This window comes from Methylobacterium sp., from assembly GCF_028290105.1.
GTDB lineage: Bacteria > Pseudomonadota > Alphaproteobacteria > Rhizobiales > Beijerinckiaceae > Methylobacterium.
Genome location: NZ_JAQGKL010000046.1, coordinates 1 through 3,277 on the forward strand (window position 1 = coordinate 1; position 3,277 = coordinate 3,277).

Annotated in this window: 3 protein-coding genes; all 3 read left to right on the forward strand. The window is 65.9% G+C overall.

Annotation, left to right across the window (positions count from 1 at the left end; all coding sequences use genetic code 11):
* On the forward strand, positions 1-1,131 hold a 1,131-nt coding region (locus JWQ05_RS03780), incomplete at its 5' end, for an acetate--CoA ligase (protein WP_299654693.1).
* A 126-nt stretch (positions 1,132-1,257) separates the two neighbouring features.
* On the forward strand, positions 1,258-1,566 hold the full coding sequence (locus JWQ05_RS03785) for a DUF485 domain-containing protein (RefSeq protein ID WP_299654696.1): 309 nt from the start codon (positions 1,258-1,260) through the stop codon (positions 1,564-1,566).
* The gene (locus JWQ05_RS03790; RefSeq protein ID WP_299654699.1) at positions 1,563-3,257 is read left to right on the forward strand and encodes a cation acetate symporter; all 1,695 of its coding nucleotides are present in this window, start codon (positions 1,563-1,565) and stop codon (positions 3,255-3,257) included. Before JWQ05_RS03785 ends, JWQ05_RS03790 begins: the two co-directional genes overlap by 4 nt.
* Positions 3,258-3,277: the final 20 nt, after the last annotated feature.

The window sequence follows — 3,277 nt, forward strand, 5'->3', positions numbered from 1 at the left end:
GTCCACACCACCGGCGGCTACCTCGTCTACGCGTCGATGACGCATCAATACGTCTTCGATTACCGCGAGGGCGAGGTCTATTGGTGCACCGCCGATGTCGGCTGGGTGACGGGCCATTCCTACATCGTCTACGGGCCGCTCGCGAACGGCGCGACCACGCTGATGTTCGAGGGCATCCCGACCTATCCGTCGAATTCCCGCTTCTGGGACGTGGTCGACAAGCACAAGGTCAACATCTTCTACACCGCGCCCACGGCGATCCGCTCCCTGATGGGCGGCGGCGAGGGACCGGTGAAGAAGACCTCGAGGGCCTCCCTGCGCGTCCTCGGCTCCGTCGGCGAGCCGATCAACCCGGAGGCCTGGGACTGGTACTACCGGGTCGTTGGCGATTCCCGCTGCCCCATCGTCGACACCTGGTGGCAGACCGAGACCGGCGGCATCCTCATCACCCCACTGCCGGGTGCCACGAAGCTGAAGCCGGGTTCGGCAACCCGCCCGTTCTTCGGGGTGCAGCCCATCGTGGTCGATGCCGAGGGCAAGACCCTCGAAGGGCCGTGCGAGGGCAACCTCTGCATCAAGGATTCCTGGCCCGGCCAGATGCGCACGGTCTACGGCGACCACGAGCGCTTCGAGCAGACCTATTTCTCGACCTATCCCGGCAACTACTTCACCGGCGACGGCTGTCGCCGTGACGCGGATGGCTATTACTGGATCACCGGCCGGGTCGACGACGTCATCAACGTCTCGGGTCACCGCATGGGCACGGCGGAGGTCGAATCCTCCCTGGTCGCGCACCCGAAGGTGTCCGAGGCTGCGGTGGTCGGCTACCCGCACAACGTCAAGGGACAGGGCATCTACGCTTACGTCACCCTGATGGAGGGCGAGGAGGGCTCGGACGAACTGCGCAAGGAGCTCGTGACCTGGGTCCGCAAGGATATCGGGCCGATCGCCTCGCCGGACCTCATCCAGTTCGCGCCGGGTCTGCCCAAGACCCGCTCCGGCAAGATCATGCGCCGCATTCTGCGCAAGATCGCTGAGGATGAGTTCTCCTCGCTCGGCGACACCTCCACCCTCGCCGAGCCGGCGGTGGTGGAAGACCTCATCGAAAATCGCCAGAACCGGACGCACTGAACGACGTCCGATTTGTCGACCGCGCGGGCTCCCTCCGGGTGGCCCGCGCCGATCTACCCCGCATCCAAGCTTCATCACAACGGGACGCCGGTCCGCCAAGAGACGGCTCGCCGGGAGGGTCATGTCATGTCTGATATCGAGACTGCGCGCGTCGCGCAGAACCCGCGCTTCAAGGAGCTCGTCCACGAGCGCACGCGGTTCGGCTGGACGCTCACCATCATCATGCTGCTGATCTATTTCGGCTTCATCGGTCTGATCGCCTTCGACAAGGCGCTTCTCGCGGTGAAAATCGGTGGCGGCACCGCGTCGCTCGGGCTGGTCCTCGGCGTCGCCGTGATTGTGCTCGCCTTCATTCTCACCGGCATCTACGTCCAGCGCGCCAACGGCCGCTTCGACGACCTGACCGCCGCGCTCAAGCGGGACCTCGGCCGATGACCCGCCTCCGCCATCCCATCGTGCTCGGCACGACCCTCGCGGCGCTCGCCGCCAGCGCGGCTTACGCGGCCGGTCCCGATCTCGGTCCCGTGAAGCAGTCGGCGACGAACTGGCCGGCCATCGGCATGTTCGCGTTCTTCGTGCTGTTCACCCTCGGCATCACCTACAAGGCCGCCAAGGGCACCAAGTCGGCCGCCGACTTCTATGCCGCCGGTGGCGGCATCTCCGCCGGCACCAACTCGCTGGCGATCGCGGGCGACTACATGTCGGCCGCCTCGTTCCTCGGCATTTCAGGCCTCGTCTACACCTCGGGCTTCGATGGACTGATCTACTCCACCGGCTTCCTCGTGGGCTGGCCGATCGTGCTGTTCCTGATCGCGGAGCGCCTGCGCAACCTCGGCAAGTTCACCTTCGCGGACGTCGCGTCGTTCCGGCTCGACCAGACCTCGATCCGGATCATCTCCGCCGTCGGCACCCTCGTGGTGGTGGCCTTCTACCTGATCGCCCAGATGGTCGGCGCCGGAAAGCTGATCCAGCTCCTGTTCGGCCTGCCCTACCTCTATGCCGTCATCATCGTCGGCGTGCTGATGATCGTCTACGTGGCCTTCGGCGGCATGAAGGCGACGACCTGGGTCCAGGTGATCAAGGCTTGCCTGCTCCTCGGCGGCGCCACCTTCATGGCCGGCGCGGTGCTCTACAAGTACGGCTTCAACCCCGAGACCCTGTTCGCCGCAGCTGTCGCCACCCATCCGAAGGGTGACGCGATCATGGCGCCCGGCGGTCTCGTCAACAATCCGATCGAGGCGATCTCGCTCGGCGTCGGACTGATGTTCGGCACCGCCGGTTTGCCGCACATCCTGATGCGCTTCTTCACGGTGTCGGACGCCCAGGCCGCCCGCAAGTCGGTGTTCTACGCCACCGGCCTGATCGGCTACTTCTACATCCTCACCTTCATCATCGGCTTCGGCGGCATCGCCCTGCTGATGTCGGACCCGGCCTACTTCACCCTCGACGCGGCCGGCGCCTTCGACAAGCTCAAGGGCATGATCGGCGGCACCAACATGGTGGCGGTGAACCTCGCCAACGCGGTCGGCGGCCCGTACTTCCTCGGGTTCATCTCGGCCGTGGCCTTCGCCACGATCCTGGCGGTGGTGGCGGGCCTGACCCTGGCCGGCGCCTCCGCGGTTAGCCACGACCTCTACGCCCAGGTGATCGCCCGTGGGCGCACCAACGACGCGGCCGAGGTCCGCCTGTCGAAGATCGCCGCCGTCGTCATCGGTATCGTGGCGATCTATCTCGGCTACGTCTTCGAGAACCAGAACGTCGCCTTCATGGTCGGCCTCGCTTTCTCGGTGGCGGCGAGCTGCAACTTCCCCGTCTTGGCGATGTCCATCCTCTGGAGGGGGACGACGACCTGGGGTGCTCTGATCGGCGGTCTCGTGGGCCTCATCGCGGCGGTCGGCATGGTAGTGCTGTCGAAGGCGGTCTGGGTCACGACCTTCGGCAATCCCGTGGCGATCTTTCCCTACGACAATCCGGCGCTGTTCTCGATGCCGCTGGCCTTCCTGACGATTGTCCTTGTCTCGAAGCTCGACAACACGCGCCGCGCGCAGCGCGAGCGTGCGCTGTTCGACGCTCAGTTCGTGCGGTCGGAAACCGGCATCGGCGCCGATGGAGCGCACGCGCACTGAGCCGTCGTTCCGCTAACCGG

Bases quoted from the DNA above. Each gene is read 5' to 3' on its own strand.
- JWQ05_RS03785 (WP_299654696.1), top strand. From the start codon at position 1,258: ATGTCTGATATCGAGACTGCGCGCGTCGCGCAGAACCCGCGCTTCAAG.
- JWQ05_RS03790 (WP_299654699.1), top strand. From the start codon at position 1,563: ATGACCCGCCTCCGCCATCCCATCGTGCTCGGCACGACCCTCGCGGCG.